Here is a 16553-nt window from a genome sequence, read left to right on the forward strand (position 1 = left end):
AAGAGATGGCATTGCAATCGCTGGATATCAAGCGCGTCTCGGCCACCACCACGCCGCCGCCCACGGCGCGCGAGCCGGTGACCGGGAGCGTCGCGAAACTGATCGACGTGTCGAAGTGCATCGGCTGCAAGGCGTGCCAGACGGCCTGCATGGAGTGGAACGACCTGCGCGACGAAGTCGGCACCAACGTCGGCGTGTACGACAACCCGGCCGACCTGTCGGAGCACTCGTGGACGGTGATGCGGTTCGCCGAATACGAGAACCCGGACGGCAACCTCGAATGGCTGATCCGCAAGGACGGCTGCATGCACTGCGAGGACCCGGGCTGCCTGAAGGCGTGCCCGTCGCCGGGCGCGATCGTGCAGTACAACAACGGGATCGTCGATTTCCACGAGGAGAACTGCATCGGCTGCGGCTATTGCGTGACCGGCTGCCCGTTCAACATCCCGCGGATCTCGAAGAAGGACCATCGCGCGTACAAGTGCACGCTCTGCTCCGACCGCGTCGCGGTCGGCCAGGAGCCGGCCTGCGTGAAGACCTGCCCGACGGGCGCGATCGTGTTCGGCACCAAGGAGGACATGAAGCAGCACGCGGCCGAGCGGATCGAGGACCTGAAGGAGCGCGGCTTCGAGCACGCGGGGCTGTACGATCCGCAGGGCGTCGGCGGCACGCACGTGATGTACGTGCTGCACCACGCCGACAAGCCGTCGCTGTATCACGGCCTGCCGGACAACCCGTCGATCAGCCCGATGGTGAAACTGTGGAAGGGCTTCGCGAAGCCGCTGGCGGTCGCGGGCATCGCGCTGACGGCGCTCGCGGGCTTCTTCCACTACATCCGGGTCGGCCCGAACGAGGTGACCGACGAAGAGGAAGCCGCCGCCCGCGACGAGGCGCGACGCATCAAGGAGGACGTGAAATGAAGCATGACGACCCCAACCTGATCGTGCGCTACACGGCGAACGAGCGGACCAACCACTGGATCACCGCGCTCACGTTCGTGCTGCTCGCGCTGTCCGGGCTGGCGCTGTTCCATCCGTCGATGTTCTGGCTGACCGCGCTGTTCGGCGGCGGCCAGTGGACGCGGATCCTGCACCCGTTCGTCGGCCTCGTGATGTTCGTGTCGTTCGCGGTGATGGTGGTGCGCTACTGGCATCACAACGTCCTCGACCGGGACGACGTGCAGTGGCTGCGCCAGATCGACGACGTGCTCGCGAACCGCGAGGACAAGCTGCCGGAGATCGGCCGCTATAACGCCGGACAGAAGCTGCTATTCTTCGTGTTGGTGGCGTGTCTGGCGCTGTTGCTGCTGTCCGGCATCGTCATCTGGCGGCGGTATTTCTCGTTCTACTTCCCGATCGGGGTGATCCGGCTCGCGGCGGTAGTTCATGCCGTCGCGGCGTTCGTGCTGATCGTCGGCATCGTCACGCATATCTATGCGGCGCTATGGGTCAAGGGCTCGATCGGGGCGATAGTGCGCGGCACGGTCACCCTCGGCTGGGCGCGCAAGCACCACCCGAAGTGGTTCCGTGAAAGCGTGAAGTAGCGCGCCGGGACGGGGTGGCGCGCCGCCCCGTCCGTCGTCGGAACCGCCGAAGCGCCGATACGTCGGCGCTTGTTTTTTTGGACAACACTCTCGTGACACAACGCATTCTCGAACCGAATGAAATCTCGGCGCTCGATCATTCGGCGATTCCGCGCTTCCGCCTGCCGGAACGCGCAACGGTTTTCTCCGCGCGCGCCGCGCGCCTGCGCCAGCTCGCCGACCTGAACCCGATCAGCGGCTACCTGCGGCTGATGGCGGTGGTCGCGGACGCGCAGCATGCGGTGCTGCAGGACTTCGCCGCGCAGATGCCGTCGCAGGACGCGATCGCGCGCGCGCAGCAGCATTCGATGCCGCTCGTGCCGGCGCTCGGCGGCGAGCGCGATCCGCAATGGCGGGCCGTGCTGTATGAACTGCTCGACCGCGTCGAAGGCGCCGGGCTCGTCAATCCGCCGCTCGCGAAGCTGCTCGACCGGCTCCGCCTGATGGCGCCGGCCGAGCTCGACGCGCAGGCCGACGCGATCCTCGCGCTGCGCTTCGCCGAAGTCGACCCGGCCACCGCGCCCTTCCTGATGGCCGCGCTGCAGGTGGTCTGGACCGACCTCGCGAGCCGCACGCAGCCGGCCGACGTGCCGTTCCTCGACCAGCCGGGGCTGTGCCCGGTGTGCGGCACGCACCCGGTTGCGAGCGTGGTGCGCGTCGGCGGCCAGTACGAAGGCTACCGGTTCCTGCAATGCGGGCTGTGCACGACCGAATGGCACATGGTGCGCACCAAGTGCACGCACTGCGATTCGACCAAAGGCATCGCGTATCACGGCATCGAGGGCGGCAGCGAAGCCGTCAAGGCCGAATCGTGCGACGAATGCAAGACGTACCGCAAGATCGGCTACCAGAACAAGGACTACGACTTCGAGCCACTCGCGGACGATCTCGCGAGCCTCACGCTCGACCTGCTGATGAACGAGGCCGGCTACCAGCGCAGTTCGCCGAACCCGCTGCTGTGGCCTGAAGCGCCGCGCGAAGGTTGAAGGTTTTGCATGGAGCTCTCCCCACGTGACTGAACCAGGCCTCAACGAGCTGAACGCGCTGCTGGCGCGCGTGCCGTCCGTCGAGCGCGTGCTGTCGTCGGCGCCGCTCCAGCCGGTGCTGGACGAATACGGCCGCACGCGCGTGCTGCAGGCGGTGCGCGCGGAGCTCGAGCGCTGGCGTACCGCCGCGCAGCATGATCCGGCGGCGGCCGAGCCGCTCGACGAAACGCGCATCGCCGCGGCCGTCGCGCGGACGCTGGCCGCGCAAAGCGCCGGCGCGGTGCGCCCGGTGTTCAACCTGACGGGCACGGTGCTGCACACCAATCTCGGCCGCGCGCTGCTGCCCGACGAAGCAGTGCGCGCGGTGGTCGCCGCGCTCACGCAGCCGCTGAATCTCGAATTCGATCTCGCGACGGGCCGCCGCGGCGACCGCGACGACCTGATCGACGATCTGCTGTGCGAACTGACCGGCGCCGAGGCGGCGACCGTCGTCAACAACAACGCGGCCGCGGTGCTGCTGACGCTGTCGGCGCTCGCGCCGAAGCGCGAGGTGATCGTGTCGCGCGGCGAGCTGGTCGAGATCGGCGGCGCGTTCCGCATTCCCGACATCATGAACCGCGCGGGCGCGCGGCTGCGCGAAGTCGGCACGACCAATCGCACGCATCTGCACGACTACGCGGAGGCGATCGGCCCGCGCACCGCGCTGCTGATGAAGGTGCATTGCAGCAACTACGCGATCACCGGTTTCACGAAGGAAGTGACGCTGCCCGAACTCGCGCCGCTCGCGCGCGAGCACGGGCTGCCGGTCGCCGTCGATCTCGGCAGCGGCACGCTCGTCGATCTCACGCAATGGGGGCTGCCGCGCGAGACCACGGTGCGCGAAACCGTGGCCGGCGGCGCAAACGTTGTCACGTTCAGCGGCGACAAGCTGCTCGGCGGGCCGCAGGCCGGCCTGATCGTCGGCGACCGCGCGCTGATCGGCAAGATCAAGAAGCATCCGCTCAAGCGCGCGCTGCGCGTCGGCAAGCTGACGCTCGCCGCGCTCGAGCCCGTGCTGCGCCTGTACCAGGCGCCGGAATTCCTGCGCGAACGGCTGACCACGCTGCGCCTGCTGACGCGCCCGCAAGCGGAGATCGCCGCAGCGGCCGAGCGCGTGCAGCCGGCGCTGCAGGCGGCGCTCGGCAGCGGCTACGCGGTCGGCGTCGAGGCGATGTTCAGCCAGATCGGCAGCGGCGCGCTGCCGGTCGACCAGTTGCCGAGCGCGGGGCTCGTCGTGCGCACGCCGGACGGCAAGCGCGGCGGCCGCGCGCTCGCGCAGCTCGAGAAGCGGCTGCGCGGATGGCCGCGCCCGGTGCTCGGGCGCATCGCCGACGGCACGCTGCGGCTCGACCTGCGCTGCCTCGAAGCCGCCGACGAGGCGGCGTTCGTCGCGCAATGCGCGCGCATCGCGGAGCCGTCGGCATGATCGTCGGCACCGCGGGGCACATCGATCACGGCAAGACGACGCTGGTGCGCGCGCTGACCGGCGTCGACACCGATCGCCTGAAGGAGGAGAAGGCGCGCGGCATCTCGATCGAGCTCGGGTATGCGTATGCGCCGCTCGACAACGGCGACGTGCTCGGCCTGATCGACGTGCCCGGACACGAAAAACTGATCCATACGATGGCGGCCGGCGCGTGCGGGATCGACTTCGCGCTGCTCGTGATCGCCGCCGACGACGGCGTGATGCCGCAGACGCGCGAGCATTTCGCGATCCTGCAGCTGCTCGGCATCACCCACGGCGCGATCGCGCTGACGAAGGGCGATCGCGTCGACGACGCGCGGCGTGCGCAGGTGCGCGACGAGATCGCGGCATGGCTGCACGATTCGACGCTGGCCGAGGCGCCGGTCTTCGAAACCTGCGCGACCGACGCGGCCGATGCCGGCGTCGCGGCGCTCAAGCGTCATCTGGCCGATGCGGCGATCGCGTGGCGCGCGCGGCGCGACGACGGGCTGTTCCGGCTCGCGGTCGACCGCGTGTTCACGCTGGCGGGGCAGGGCACGGTCGTGACCGGCACCGCGTTCGCCGGCCACGCGAACACCGGCGAGACGCTCGCGATCGTGCGCACCGGCCGCGCGGCGCGCGTGCGCAGCATTCATGCGCAGAACCGGCCGGTCGACGTCGGACATGCGGGCGAGCGATGCGCGCTGAATCTCGCCGGCGTCGACAAGGCCGACGTCGAGCGTGGTGACACGGTCGCCGATGCGCGGCTCGTCGCGACGTCGCCGCGCATCGACGTCGAGCTGACGCTGCTCGCGGATGCGGGGTTGACGCTCACGCACTGGGCGCCGCTGCACGTCCATCTCGGTACGCTGCATCGCGTCGCGCACGTCGCGCTGCTCGACGGCGATTCGCTCGCGGCGGGCCAGCGGATGCGCGTGCAACTGGTGTTCGACGAGCCGGTGTTCGCGCTGCCGGGCGACCGCTTCATCGTGCGCAATCCGCAGGCGACGCGCACCGTCGGCGGCGGCCGCGTGCTCGATCCGTTCGGCCCCGCGCGCAAGCGCCGCACGCCCGCGCGCCGCGCGTGGCTCGACGCGCTCGCGGCGTGGCTCGACGAGGGGCGGCTCGACGCGCTGCTCGCACAGGCGCCGCTCGGCCTTTCGCGCGCGACGCTCACGCACCTGACAGGTTTCGCGCCGGACGCGCTGACGTTGCCCGACGACGCGCTGGCGATCGGCCAGCACGGCCCCGCGGCGAACGACGGCTGCGTGATCGCGCGCGAGCACTGGCGCGCGCTGCAGGCGAAAACGCTCGACACGCTGCGTGCGTATCACGAGCGCGTGCCGGACGAGCAGGGGCTCGATGCGGCGCGTTTGCGCCGGATGGCGGCGCCGCTCGTCGACGACGTGCTGTGGCGTGCGCTCGTCGACGCGCTGGTCGACGGCGGCGAAGCGGCGCGAAGCGGCCCGTGGCTGCATCTGCCGTCGCACGCGGTGAGTCTGGATGCACGCGAGGAGGCGCTCGCGCAGACGCTGTTGCCGCTCGTGCGCGCGGGACGTTTCGATCCGCCGTGGGTGCGCGATCTCGCCGGCACGACCGGCGCGGCCGAGGAGGCGGTGCGCGCGCTGCTGCGCAAGCTCGCGCGGCGCGGCGACGTGCATCAGGTCGTGCGCGACCTGTTCTATCACGCGGACGTGGCGCGCGAACTGGCCGTGCTCGTCGCGCAGCTCGCGCAGGCGCGCGCGGGCGGCGTGGATGCCGCGACGTTCCGCGATGCAACGGGGCTCGGCCGCAAGCGCGCGATCCAGATCCTCGAATTCTTCGATCGGGTTGGGTATACTCGCTTCCACCGCGATCTTCACTTCCTGCGCCCTGATAGCGGCTGGCTCGATACGACGGCGTAGGTATCTGGTTTTTTCCCCAAGGAAGGCATTCGTATCCGGTGGTACGGCCGGACTTCAAATCCGGTTAGGGGTGTCAGACACTCCTGGGATGGTTCGACTCCATCTGCCTTCCGCCACAAGGGTTTGAGAGGAATCAAGGGTGCTCGGAAGTGGGCACCCTTGCCTCAAGGGTGTGGGTTTTTCTGCCCATTTTCTGCACGCGGGGCTATGAGCGGCCGATCTTCTTGACCGCTTCCGCGAGCTTGTCCGTCACCAGGTGCGCGTATCGTTTGGTCGACGTCGTCGTTTTATGCCCGAGCACGCCTCCCACCGTATAGAGGTCAATCCCGGCATTGATCATCTCCGAAGCGGCACTGTGTCGCAAATCATGAAAGCGGACGTCAGGGTGGCCGGCTTTGGTGCGCGCCTTGTTCCATTCATCCTTCAATTTCCACGGTGGGATGGTGAACGTCATACGGCGCGCGATCACGGCGATTCGGGGATGGATCGGAACGAGCCGTGGACGTCCGTTCTTCGTGCGCCCGAGCGAGAATCCATCCTTGGTTGGGATGGCGCGCAAGATCTCGCTCATGCGCATGCCGGAATAAAAGGCCGTGCGGATCGCGGCTCGGGCCTGTCGGTTTGTGCACTGCCTCGCGATTTGAAGCATCTCCCGGCGTCCCTTGTAGACGTGGCGCTCTTCGCTCGGTTTCGGAATGACCATCTTCGCCGTTTGGTCGTATTCCAGCTTCCCGATCTTGTGCGCGTACTTGATCGCGGCACGGATATAGCCGAGTGTGTTGTGAATTGTGCCGTCTGACATTGGCTTCTTGGGATGCCCCTGGCGATCAACGTTCGCGCGCATGAATCCCGCGAATTTGATCGACCAGTCGTACAGGTCAAGGGCGTCCTGATCCTCGTACTCGAGCGCGTACTTGGTCAGGATCTGGATCCGCGTCTTCTTGTCCTTCCAGCCCGCGCTTCTGTCGCTCACGTGAATCCGGACGCACTCCCCAATCGTGACGACTGGACGGCGCGCGCCGGTCGCGATTGCGTACATTTCTGCGTCCCACTTCCGACCTAGCTCGTCAGCTTCGCGCGCAGAAAGTCCTGCAGGGATGAGCTTGGTTTTTCGGATGCGTGCACCCTCGATAACGCGCTCGAACGTCCAGCGAAAGCGCCGACGCCCATTTTTTGTGATGGTTTCGATTGGCATGATGCGAGGTATCTGTAAAGCGAGTCGACGTCGTAGACGTAGGTTTTGTGGCCGAGTCGAAAGCGCTGTATGACCGTGCAGGCGCGATCGATACGACTGATGTTTTGATATGGCACGCCGAGAATCGCGGCCGCTTCCTTTGCACTAACGCGCTTACCGCTTTTCAGGTCCATGGATCCCCCTGAACTGAACGGCCCACACCCACGGGTTCGTATCCCAGCCGTGGCCCCGTGAGGCGTTGAGGCTGTTCCAAAGCTTCGAGAAGCGAACGCGCGGCGATGGCCCGCGCGGCGGTTTCTCGCCGGGCAGCGTTGCGTCTCGCGTAGCGAAATAGTCCGGGAACTGTTGGCGCGCCCATCCTTCGTCGAGCGTCAGGACACCCTCGTCGATCGCGTCGACCTCGCTGATGTCCTGCAGGCGCTCGACGCGTACGTCAGTGATCTCGAGCGTGATGCGCGATGCCGCGCGCGGCATATGGATCGACGGGCGCCAGTCGCGATACTTACCTTCCGGCGACTTCTCGCCGTCGGGCCCGTGCGGATCGTCGAGATAGTCAGCCCGATAGAACACCAGGCAGTCGGCGTCATACGGCCCGAGCGGGTGATTGCAGTGCTGCCACGTTTCGCGCACCCACAGCCGATCACCAGGCTGGCCATGCGGGCACTCTGCGAGCACGAAATCACGCGCATTTGGATAGAGCCAACGTCCGCTCGCGTGCCGCTTCTTAAACATCCAGCTCGCGAACGTTCCCGCTATGTCGCCATAAACCGGCTGCGGGTTCACGACGCGGCGGGTCTGCGTCTTCCGGCCGTCGAGGATGGCGCGCACCATCGGGCCGCTGAAAAGGATAGGGCGTTCTTTCATCGTGCCTCCGGGAATTCGTCGGGCGTGCGGCCGTCACGATGGCGGTCGGCGGCGCGCGAGCCGCGTCGTGACGCAATGAATTGTTCCAGCCATTCGATAGCATCGCCCGGCTCTCCGAGCGAACCAGTGACTTTTCGCCGCTTGTTCATTGCGCCGCACTGACGGTAGGTAATGGGGATCGCGCCCGCGGCGATCGCTGCAGCGCGCTTGCTGATCGCGATGTCGAAGTGCTCGTCGCGCGTGCCAGGACGCTGGATCCACTTTGGATTGATGCCGATCTCGCGCACCATCGCAAGCAGCTCTTCGGTGGTGTCCGCGATGAGGTACGACATCTTGTAGACGCGCCCGCTCTTCGTTTTGAATTCGCCGATCGGGTGGCGATACATGTCGTCGACGTAGACGGTCATACCGTCACCTTTGGCGCGTGAATGGTGATGTCGCGGTGTTGGCCGCCATCAACCTTGATTTCCCTATTCACGTCGATACCTTGACGACGTACCAACTCGATCGTCAGGCCGACGAACGCGCCGGTCAGAATCGCTAGAACATCCGACACGGGCGCATCGTCCAGTGCGCGTTCAATCGCCGCGCCGAGCGTTTCGATTGCTGGGCGGTTCATGCCTGACCTCGCGAGCGGGCGGCGTCAATGGCGGCCTGAAGCGCGGGAAGCATCCCGGGGATACCGCGAGTTTCGAAGAAGTCAGCAGCTCCGCAAGCATCCGTGTGGGTCACCGGGCGTCGACCGAACTCCATCGCGGAAAGTTGTGCCGGCGTCATCGAGAGGCACTCCGCCATCTCGTACAGGTTCGTGCTCGCGACGATGCGCAGCGAGCGCACGAGCATGCCGAACGGCGTCAGCGGATTCGTCAGGCTCGGAGCGGGTTCGTTCGCCACCCTCGCAGCGGGCGGGGCGCCATGAAGTGCCAAGAGGCGGCCCAGAAGGTCATTTCGCCATACCTGCTCGCGCCACTTGCGCGGCAGGTTGTTCCAGCACTCCTGCAATTCCTCCATGACTTCCGCGAGAAGCGCGCGGGGCATCTTCACCGCCTCTCCCGCATCGGCGGGGGCGCTGTTGCGCATCGCTTCGAGTTGCGTCTCGACATCTTCCAGCGCCTTGAGCGTGCTGTTGTCGAGCTTCTTCAGTTCAGTGCGCAGGCAGACAGTCAGGAATCCAGTCAGGCGAACCAGCTCGCGCGCCTCTGCCGGTGCGTCGGCCTGCGCGGGTTGCGGGGCGGCGAAGTACGCACTCTTGAGCTGGTCGAGCATGGCGCGGCCCTGCACGGTCAGGACGTAGATCGGCCCGCTGGTCGGATCGAATCCAACTTCCTCAAGAAACTCATACCAGATGCTGCCCTTCGGGAAATCGCTCAGCGCTTCGATAGCGGCATCCTGGTCCCACTCGACCGGAACCGCCACCGCCTCCGCAGTGGGCGATGCTTCCGCTCGGGCTTTCAGTTTCTCGATCGCATTGAGGATCGGTGCTGCGCCACCGGCTTCGTCAGGATCAATGCCAAGAGCTTTTTCGATTGCGCCAAGATCTGCACCCGCTTCGTCGAGCATGCGTTTGTAGGTGTCGCGGTCCTCAGTGACTTCAGCTTGCGTACGGCCGATCTTCCAGAACTGAGCGAGCCAGTGATCGTCGGACGGCGGCGGATTCGTGTTCAGGTAGCCGAACGCCATCGCGCCGTCGATCATTTCGCAGGTCAACCAGCGTTCGAGGCGGATTTGTGCGGGCGTGCCGCGTTTAGGCTCGCCGTCCGCACCCGTATCAGTGGCAGATGCAGCGCGCATCTTCTCGCAAAGCCCACACGGGCAGCTTGCCTTCGGCAGCCCTGAGCCGATGTGCACGCTGGCGGCGTTGTACTGCGCGGCCGGGTCGAACGGCGCTGCTGCGGGCTGCTCGACAGGGGATGCGGCGAGGGCCGGCACGATTGCGCGGTCGATCATGTCATCGATGTTCCGTGAATCGCAATAGTCGAAGGTGCGAAGAATACGGCCGTTTTGGGCTCGAATGCCTGCGTCGGAATCCAACGTGGCGAAGTATTCTGTCAACGCTTCGCCGAGCGCTTGCCGCCGTTCTTCCGTCAGCGCATCAGCGTGGCTGTTTCCCGCGCCGACATCCGATGCGAGCACAAACGAGCCCTCGGAGTCTCGCTTCATGCCTGTCGTAGCCCACGAATACCGTTGCGTGACGGGCGCATCAGCGCGGCTATTAGATTGGGTCATGATGGAGCTCTCGGAGATTACTTCTGCGTCGCGAGATTCACGAACGGAATTGCTGCGCCGGACCATTGCTGGGGAAGGTGGCCGTCCCATTTCTTCACTGCTTCAAGAGCGACGTATTCGGTTCCGCCTTGCTGTTGAATGGCTTGTGCTTGAATCGCGATAGCCTTCGCTTGACCCTCAGCCTCAACGATCCTTTGCTGTGCTGTCACTCTGGCCGTTTCGAGCTGCTGTTCAGCAGTCAAGCGATTTTGACCCGCGACAACCTTCTGACGAACAGCGGCGGCGAATTGAGAATCAAAGTGGAAATTCTGGACGTTGATGTCTGACACGATGATTCGATACTTCGACAGCTTGGCTTGCAACTTCTGCACAATGTCCTGTGACACCTTCGCGCGCTGTGTGACGAGCTGCTCGGCCGTGTATTGCGATGTCACAGCCTTGAACGATTCATATAGCGCGGGAATGATAAATTTCGATTCGATGTCCGAGTCGTCGCCGAAGTTGTTGTAGACATACGGTGCGTGCTGCGGGTCGTATTCGTAGTTGACGGTTATGTCCTCGAATACTTCCTGTAGGTCGGCGGTGCCGCCCTCAGCCTTGCTTGCCGTTGCGCTTTGGAAGCGAACATTGAAGTCAATGACGCGTGCAAGTGGATTCAGGAAATGGATGCCTTCTGGAAGCGGGGAATCCTGCACGTCGCCGAAAACCTTCACGACGCCGCGGTGGCCGGCGGGGACGACATGGACGCTCATGAGTGCGAGTAGCGCGACGAAGGCGGCGGCGATGCCGGCAGCGACGAGTTTCATTGGGTTCATTCCCTCGAAAAAAGCCGGGCGCTGTGTGAGCCGCCCGAAAAATCCGAAACACCTGAAGTCCGGCTTTCGAGACGTGATACGTCTCTGCGGATAACCGGAAACCGCGGGCCGGTTACGAGGCGAACGGGTCGCCGAAGAAGAACGGGTTACCCGTCTTTTCCTTGATGGTCGCGATGACGGTGTTCGAGGCCGCTTCGAGCACCTTGTCGTGGCGGATCAGCTCGTAGTGGAACGTCAGCTTGCCGTCGCGGACGCGATAGCGCAGGCGCGCGTCGACCTGGTACGCGTCGCCGTTCCAGAAGACCGGGATGCCGATTGCGAAGCGCTCGAACATCTGCATCTTCTGGAGCGTTTGGTCGTCGTCGTCCTGTACGAACGACATGTTGACGCCGCCGTTTTGCAGGCGAATCGCGCTCTTGAAGCGCATGTCCTGCGTGGCTTCGAACTGGAGCGCCATCGCGAGCATGTCGGCGCCCGCCGGGAACCCGCTGCCGTCCGGATTCGCGACGTCCTTCAGGTTCTCTTCGATGAATGCGGCGAATTCGGCCTGAGTGAACGACTGCTTGTTCTTGCCGATCCAGCGGCGCCATTCCTCGCTGAATTCCGGCGAGAAGTGTGCGCGGTGATCGCGCCATGCGGCCTTGTCCGGGTCTTCGCCGTGATCGTTGATGATGCTGACGAAGGCGACTTGCCCTTTCGTATAGTCCGCCTGACACCAGACCGTGCTGTCGGTGAGCGATCCGTGACGCTTCACGTATTCGATGAAGCTGTCGGCATCGCGAACCCGGACGGTCGCCAGCTTGCGCAGCGGCGCGGGGAGCTTGTTCGACTCGTCTTTCTCGGCGAGGGTCCAGCCCGGCGGCAGGGCAATGCGCCGCACGGCAGCGGCAGTATTCGATCCGATGTCGATCGGCTGCTTCATCTCGCGCGCGAGGGTTTCGGCGAGGTTGCTTTCGAGATTGGTTTCCACGTGTTGATCCTTGTTGTGAAGTGGGAGAGGATTAGGCCGTCTTGAGAACAGCCGGCGGAGCGTCGGAAGCGCTTTCGACGCGCTTCAGATCGAGCTTCTGTTGGCGGGGATCGTCAGTAATGAGGTTGCCTTCCGGCGTCGCGAACAGCATCGCCTCGAGCGGTTCGTCAGCCGGCTTCTTCAGCGTCGACTTCCCGGTGACGAGCATTGCGCCGCCGCGGGTTGCTTTCTTGACGGTCAGCTCGATCGTCAATTTGCCGCTACCGCCGTTCGAGTCGACCACGCGCACGAGATCCGCGAGTTGGTCGCTCGCGGTGTCGAGAAGGTGGCCGCCGGCAATCTGCCGAAGGGTGTCGGTTATGGGACGGACAGACATAGGAACTCCGTTCAGTGGGTGAGTGGGGGGATCAGTCGTTGTCGTTGGCGGCGCGGGTCTTCGCGTCGCGAGTGGGACGGATAGGTGCGGCGACCGCTTCCCGCGCTTCGCGCACAGCGCGAGCTTCGGCGCCGAGCGCGAGGCAGCGGCGCATCAGCGGATTCGTGATCGCGTCGACGGCCGAGCCGCGGCAGCGCTGCAGGCGAAACTCGCGCGCGATCATGGCGTCGGTGACGGGGATAGCGGGGCGCATGGCTCAACGTTTCCGAGTGGATGCGGCACGAACATGCGCCTTGAGCAGGGCGTGCGCCTGGCGGCGCGTGATGCTGCCGTTCGCAAGGTCTTCGACGATCTGCCACAGGGTGGGAATCATGTCCTGTCCTTATGTAGTCCTAACTCAAAAGAGTGATGCGAGATCCGCGAGAACTTGCGGGATTACACGCAGCGATTCACTGCGCAGCGGTCCAGCTTCTCCGCGTGCTCCTCCTCGATCGCCGTGAGGGTAAGGAAGAGCACGATCGCGACGACGGCACCGAGCCAGATTTTCACGAGAACCATGAGATCACCGTTTAGCGTCAAGGTAGCCAAGCGAGTAGGAGAGGGCATTCGACTGCGGCGGCCGGCCGCACATTGCATCCATCCAGCCACGTCCGTACTGCGCGATGCGTTGCTCTTCGATTGAATCCATCACATTCCCCTTCGTAATTGCACTACGCAGCCCTCAGTGGGGACGCCTCGTACCGCACAACAACGAGGTGAGCATGCATACGGGCTATTTAGAGCCGCCGCGACGGCTTGAGGCGTCCCCACTCAGGGCTGCTGCTTGACCGCCAGGGCGGTGGCGCAGGTCAGTGCTGCATTGGAATGAAGTATAACCATAGTTATCGACATGTCAATAACAAAAGTTATTATCGAGTCAGGGAATTTGTAACAGCGCCCATGCGCGCGATCTGGAAGGGGTGGGAGGAAGCGAGGCGAGCTACCTAGGGCGAATCTGCATCGCAGCAGATTTAACGAATCTTCAAAGACTCCGTGCGGCTGTAGGGTCAGAATCAAAGAAGCTAGTCAAATGAATATACGGGGCAACATGAACTTAGTCTTTTGCGTGGTTTGGATTTGGTCATGGCACCGGCTTGTTGTGGCCCGTGCTGCTCGATTCAAGCCGGCACCGCAAGGTCATTTAATTGGATGTTTGGCGGTACCGATAGTGATGGCCGTGATTGTCGCCATCGGGAACAACGCTGCACCGCCGAGCGGTGGTGCGATCGGAATGCTGCTTTGGGCCGGATTCATATATAGGATCACTGTCATCAAGCGACCGCCGACCGTGAGCGTGAAGCCTGACCAGCCTGCGTCGGTGCCCGTTTCGTCACCAGACGTTGCTCTGTTACCAGAAGAGGATGACTTTCTTGCGGGCGACGAGTCGATCCCTGTGAAGGCGACATGGCGAATTAACTATACGGATAGCCTCGGTACGCAGTCGATTCGCGAGATCGACATTCGCCACTACTTCCCCAGGGGCGGGTACATCCGGGCGTACTGCCACACTGCCAAGGCCTCGCGGACATTCCGTCTTGATAGGATCAACCAGGCAATTGACCTGGAAACTGGCGAAGTGCTCAATGGACTCAGGTCGACATTACGCCGCACCCGCACCGACTAGCTCGAATAGACGGCGCGCAGGCTGGAACGATTCGGTGCGCTCGTCGCGCATACATTGGAAACTCACCAGGAGTGAGCCATGACGCCATATGACGTGATCACGATCTTCGAGCGGCTGAACGTGGAGGGAAGGGCGAGCGTCGACATCGACGACACTTGCGCCGGGTTCGCCGGCTGGCTGGCGGAGGCGTGGGACAGGCTAGGGGATGACGAGATAGCGCTGCTGACGTCGGTGGGCGCGACGCTCTGGCGGGAGGGATTCGAAAGGCGGAAATGAAAGTCCCGCGCGAGGCGGGGCCAAGAAGTTGACGGATAATGTGGGCTCGACTACTTCGCTGCGTCGGCAAGGCGTTTGAGGGCAGTTTCCTGGTCGCGCTTTCTCTGCTCAATGAGGCGCAACTGGTCCGCAAACTCCCAAAGGTCGTTGATCCAGCGCAGAACCACTAGCAAGTAGTTGAGGCCAACGCCGACTAAGAACCCAACCGCGAGCCCTTGGATATAGTCGATCGAACTGACCCGTTTGGTGCTGAGAATCCACATTATGAAACTCGAAGCGACGCAAACGGCGAGCACAAACCAGAAGCGACTCCGAATGCCTGAGCGCACTGCTACGTATCTCTCCATCTCGCGGCCTGTCAGGATGCCCACCCCAGTGACGTTATTCATCTGAGTAAAAAATACAGTTAACACTGACGTGACGCCAACGAAAATGGCGGAGAGGTACCGTACAGCGTCCTTGCTCAGGATGCCCGGGAATTGCCACGCAACCAATGAGAACGCCGCCGTTACCAAGACAATGAGTAGCAGTCTGGAAATGGGCTTCATGGCATCATGATGATACCATTCCGTTGCGTATCAGGCTTCCGATCCAATCCACAAGATCCTGGTAGAACGTGTCCTCTTGGGGGACGCCGCCAACGGATTTGAGCGTTACCGGTTGAGAGATTTTTAGGTCCGACCCCTTGACTTTCGTGCCATCGGCGAGCTTGAGGGCAACAGATTCCTCGTCTTGGTCGCGCAATGCGATTGCAATATCATCGATCAATTTGATTGTGTCTTGCGGTTGCGACCGCATCCGCGATGGGTAGCGGATTTCCACCCAGACTTCGAGATTGCCGTCGAACACTGCCGCGTCGAGATTCAGTTTGGCGAAGCGGTCGGCTGGCAGGATGCTCTTGATGAGATTCACTACGGCCGAATCAGGTTTGAAGCGGGATACGTCCGATTTTTTGACCTGCAATGTACCGGTCTGGGCCGCACCGGAATCGGCAGAGTCGGCGCTGGTCATGAACGGTCGGCCGAGCGCAATTGATTTCACATGAGATTTGCGAATGCGATCTTTGGTCGCCTTCTTGGGCTCATCCGCCAGCACTAATCCTTGGTCGGCCGAAAGCAGCCCAGTTTGGCTTCGCAGCAGCCACGCGAGATGTTGCTCGAGAGCAGAAGTCTTGAGATGAGATGTATGCACGACCGCGAGGTGATTGTCGAACACTGCGAAAAACAGGACCCCTGGGACATACTGCTGCTGCACATTGCCCTTCTTGGGGGGCTCGAGAGCGCCGATTGAAAGGCTTGTTGCTTCGGGGTCGTCGAGGATAACCAATTGTTGCGCACCTCGCTCGAACGTCAGCACCGTTCCACACAACATCCCGGAAACGGATTTGTAGCCGCCAATGACGCGAAACGCTGAGGCGGCAGCGTCGACCGGCTCAAGTCGGTCTTTGACCTTCTTCTTTTGTAGCAACGCATGGCTCATGAGTTGCTGAAGAGTTTGCTGGGGCGCCGGAGAAATAATAGCGCGCCGATAGTATGCCGTCTTTTGTGTCTTAGATTGCTTTGCCATGGCGGGTTACTTCAAAGCGTGAACGTGTGGAAGTGTGATTGCGTATCGGGAGTCTTTTAGACAAGGCGTTACTGCCTGCGCTGATAGTGGTCCCGGCTCCTAGCGTTCTTGTACTTCCCACCCTTATGAGACGACCCACGGCCGCCAGCATAGTGGCCGCCGCGTGCAAGGGCGATGGTAGGCGCAGCGAGGGCGGCGCAGAGCAGGATTGCGATGATCTTTTTCATGTTGTGGTCTCTCTCAGTCAGCTCCACGACGTTGTCGGCTCGCGGCCGGCCGTCTACCGACGACGACATGAGCATAGGCACGTCGGTTGGTGAGCGCAACGGGGAGACGCGTATCTCAAAATAAATATTGTCAAATTAATAGTTGGAAAATCGGAAAGCCAATATTATCTCAATCTACCTGTTAGAACTGACAGTAGGAAAATTCTTGGTATTGTAGGGAAAGCCCCAAATTAATTTAGTCGACTTTTCGTTGTAACGTCGCAACGAAATCCCATTCTCATGCGCTCGTTTTGTGACTTTTTGAAGTCACCTGCTGCAGCCCCGCCGAATGGGGCCGGAGCAATAACCACACACACTCAAGGGTTTACGCGCAAACGTTTTCCGTGAAGGCCGACGCGCGCCTGCCATCGAATCATCAGA

The 16553-nt window shown here is 63.0% G+C and carries 19 protein-coding genes and 1 tRNA gene; 8 read left to right on the forward strand and 12 right to left on the reverse strand.

Annotated elements, in window-relative coordinates; translation table 11 throughout:
- Positions 1-5: 5 nt before the first annotated feature.
- The 6 genes from fdxH to KY49_RS26905 all read left to right on the forward strand — a co-directional run bounded on the left by fdxH (position 6) and on the right by KY49_RS26905 (position 6071).
- On the forward strand, positions 6-920 hold the full coding sequence (fdxH, locus tag KY49_RS26880; RefSeq protein ID WP_010099216.1) for a formate dehydrogenase subunit beta: 915 nt from the start codon (positions 6-8) through the stop codon (positions 918-920).
- Positions 917-1543 (forward strand): formate dehydrogenase subunit gamma, encoded by a 627-nt coding sequence (locus KY49_RS26885; RefSeq protein WP_042587458.1) that lies wholly within the window; start codon positions 917-919, stop codon positions 1541-1543. Before fdxH ends, KY49_RS26885 begins: the two co-directional genes overlap by 4 nt.
- Before the next feature lie 92 nt (positions 1544-1635).
- Positions 1636-2568 (forward strand): formate dehydrogenase accessory protein FdhE, encoded by a 933-nt coding sequence (fdhE, locus tag KY49_RS26890; protein WP_060369978.1) that lies wholly within the window; start codon positions 1636-1638, stop codon positions 2566-2568.
- Between the two features lie 25 nt (positions 2569-2593).
- Complete coding sequence (selA, locus tag KY49_RS26895) at positions 2594-4033, forward strand: L-seryl-tRNA(Sec) selenium transferase (protein ID WP_042587460.1); 1440 nt, start codon at positions 2594-2596, stop codon at positions 4031-4033.
- Positions 4030-5955 (forward strand): selenocysteine-specific translation elongation factor, encoded by a 1926-nt coding sequence (gene selB, locus KY49_RS26900; protein WP_042588757.1) that lies wholly within the window; start codon positions 4030-4032, stop codon positions 5953-5955. The genes selA and selB overlap by 4 nt, the downstream gene beginning before the upstream one ends.
- Before the next feature lie 20 nt (positions 5956-5975).
- Positions 5976-6071 (forward strand) — tRNA-Sec (locus tag KY49_RS26905).
- An 89-nt stretch (positions 6072-6160) separates the two neighbouring features.
- Here KY49_RS26905 and KY49_RS26910 read toward each other — a convergent pair.
- From KY49_RS26910 to KY49_RS39055, 10 genes are all read right to left on the reverse strand, one after another.
- Positions 6161-7150: a tyrosine-type recombinase/integrase gene (locus KY49_RS26910; protein ID WP_042587461.1), complete on the reverse strand. Its 990-nt coding sequence runs from the start codon at positions 7148-7150 to the stop codon at positions 6161-6163.
- A gap of 153 nt (positions 7151-7303) precedes the next feature.
- Positions 7304-8014, reverse strand: a complete 711-nt coding sequence (locus KY49_RS26915; protein ID WP_042587462.1) for a hypothetical protein — start codon at positions 8012-8014, stop codon at positions 7304-7306.
- Positions 8011-8421: a DUF4031 domain-containing protein gene (locus KY49_RS26920; RefSeq protein WP_042587463.1), complete on the reverse strand. Its 411-nt coding sequence runs from the start codon at positions 8419-8421 to the stop codon at positions 8011-8013. Before KY49_RS26920 ends, KY49_RS26915 begins: the two co-directional genes overlap by 4 nt.
- Positions 8418-8633, reverse strand: coding sequence for a hypothetical protein (locus tag KY49_RS26925; protein WP_042587464.1), 216 nt, complete (start codon positions 8631-8633; stop codon positions 8418-8420). Before KY49_RS26925 ends, KY49_RS26920 begins: the two co-directional genes overlap by 4 nt.
- The gene (locus KY49_RS38790; protein ID WP_052495785.1) at positions 8630-10174 is read right to left on the reverse strand and encodes a hypothetical protein; all 1545 of its coding nucleotides are present in this window, start codon (positions 10172-10174) and stop codon (positions 8630-8632) included. The genes KY49_RS26925 and KY49_RS38790 overlap by 4 nt, the downstream gene beginning before the upstream one ends.
- 83 nt (positions 10175-10257) lie before the next feature.
- Complete coding sequence (locus KY49_RS26935) at positions 10258-11046, reverse strand: prohibitin family protein (RefSeq protein WP_042587465.1); 789 nt, start codon at positions 11044-11046, stop codon at positions 10258-10260.
- Positions 11047-11167: 121 nt separating this feature from the next.
- On the reverse strand, positions 11168-12025 hold the full coding sequence (locus KY49_RS26940) for a DUF2303 family protein (RefSeq protein WP_231636491.1): 858 nt from the start codon (positions 12023-12025) through the stop codon (positions 11168-11170).
- A 31-nt stretch (positions 12026-12056) separates the two neighbouring features.
- Positions 12057-12401 (reverse strand): hypothetical protein, encoded by a 345-nt coding sequence (locus KY49_RS26945; RefSeq protein ID WP_042587466.1) that lies wholly within the window; start codon positions 12399-12401, stop codon positions 12057-12059.
- A 31-nt stretch (positions 12402-12432) separates the two neighbouring features.
- Positions 12433-12654: a hypothetical protein gene (locus KY49_RS26950; protein ID WP_156162615.1), complete on the reverse strand. Its 222-nt coding sequence runs from the start codon at positions 12652-12654 to the stop codon at positions 12433-12435.
- Positions 12655-12836: 182 nt separating this feature from the next.
- Positions 12837-12959, reverse strand: coding sequence for a hypothetical protein (locus tag KY49_RS39055; RefSeq protein WP_269433329.1), 123 nt, complete (start codon positions 12957-12959; stop codon positions 12837-12839).
- 652 nt (positions 12960-13611) lie between these two features.
- Between KY49_RS39055 and KY49_RS26955 the strand changes: the two genes are divergently transcribed.
- Both KY49_RS26955 and KY49_RS26960 read left to right on the forward strand, forming a co-directional pair.
- Entirely contained in the window at positions 13612-14064 is a 453-nt protein-coding gene (locus KY49_RS26955; RefSeq protein WP_042587468.1) for a WYL domain-containing protein, read from the forward strand.
- 78 nt (positions 14065-14142) lie between these two features.
- Positions 14143-14340, forward strand: coding sequence for a hypothetical protein (locus tag KY49_RS26960; protein ID WP_042587469.1), 198 nt, complete (start codon positions 14143-14145; stop codon positions 14338-14340).
- Between the two features lie 50 nt (positions 14341-14390).
- On the opposite strand, the gene KY49_RS26965 is transcribed toward KY49_RS26960, so the two are convergent.
- Together KY49_RS26965 and KY49_RS26970 are read right to left on the reverse strand one after the other, a co-directional pair.
- Positions 14391-14888 (reverse strand): hypothetical protein, encoded by a 498-nt coding sequence (locus tag KY49_RS26965; protein WP_042587470.1) that lies wholly within the window; start codon positions 14886-14888, stop codon positions 14391-14393.
- Positions 14889-14892: 4 nt separating this feature from the next.
- Positions 14893-15906, reverse strand: a complete 1014-nt coding sequence (locus KY49_RS26970; protein WP_156162616.1) for a hypothetical protein — start codon at positions 15904-15906, stop codon at positions 14893-14895.
- Positions 15907-16553 lie beyond the last annotated feature (647 nt).

Origin of the sequence: Burkholderia sp. MSHR3999 (assembly GCF_000833595.1) — a bacterium.
GTDB lineage: Bacteria > Pseudomonadota > Gammaproteobacteria > Burkholderiales > Burkholderiaceae > Burkholderia > Burkholderia ubonensis.